Here is a 1011-nt window from a genome sequence, read left to right on the forward strand (position 1 = left end):
GGGCCCGTTGCGTTATTAAGTTATAGGGGCAAGGAGGGAGGGTCAGGCCAATGTGGGGTGCCTTGCGGCTCGGGTTTGAGGCCGGATTGGCTGGGGTTTGACGGGTTCGGCGGATTTCGGGCGCAATGCGACCCTGTATTAGGTCGCCAGCGTCACCCAGCGGCGCATGTTGAAGGCCATGGCGGCGATGAGGATCTGTCCTGCCGCCTTGGCCAAGCCGCGGTAGCGGATGGCGCAAAGCCGCATGCGGTTCTTCAAGGTGGCAAAGGTCGTCTCGACGGCGAAGCGTTGCCGCGCAATGAGCCGGTTGAAATGCTTCAGGCGCGCTGGCAGATGCGGATGATGCTTGTTGGCGCGCCGCATCAGTCTTGGCTTGATCCCGCGCTCCCTCAGCAATACCTGGCGCGCCTTGGTGTGATAGGCCGCATCCGCCAGCACTGCGCCTTCGTCGCCACAGATCAGATGATCTGCCTCGACCGTGTCGTTGACGTTGGCCGCTGTCGTTCTCACCCGGCGGATCAGGCCAGAGCCCTGGTCGACACCGACATGGGCCTTGTAGCCATAGGAGGAGCCAGGCTTGCCCTGCCGGCGTGTAAAGCCGGCATCGGGATCGCCAGCCTCGCCGGCCTCGTGCGCCGTTCCACTGGGTGGCCGTGCCGCCGCCGTCTCGATCACCGTGGCATCGAGCATCGTACCGCGCCGCAGGATCAGCCCGGCCTTGTCCAACTGACGGTCCAGTTCGCCAAACAGCTTCTCCAGAAGCCCCGCCTCGACGAGACGATTGCGAAAGCGGTTGAGCGTGGTGTGGTCGGGCACCGTCTCTTCGAGCGTCAGCCCAACGAAGCGGCGGAACGACAGCCGATCGGCGAGCGCCTCCTCCAGTTCGCTGTCCGACAGTCCATACAAGGACTGCAGCAGAAGCGCCTTGAACATCACCAACGAATTGTAGGCAGGCCGGCCTGGTCCGGCCGGCGAGCGCAGCCGTGCCAGGATCTTCTCGAAGCGATACCA

Annotated in this window: 1 protein-coding gene; it reads right to left on the reverse strand. The window is 64.1% G+C overall.

What is annotated here, in order from left to right:
- Positions 1 to 138: 138 nt before the first annotated feature.
- Positions 139 to 1011, reverse strand: an 873-nt coding sequence (locus NKI69_RS33495; RefSeq protein ID WP_352723445.1) for an IS5 family transposase, incomplete at its 5' end; no start/stop codon positions are given.

The organism is Mesorhizobium sp. M0491, assembly GCF_040321265.1.
GTDB lineage: Bacteria > Pseudomonadota > Alphaproteobacteria > Rhizobiales > Rhizobiaceae > Mesorhizobium.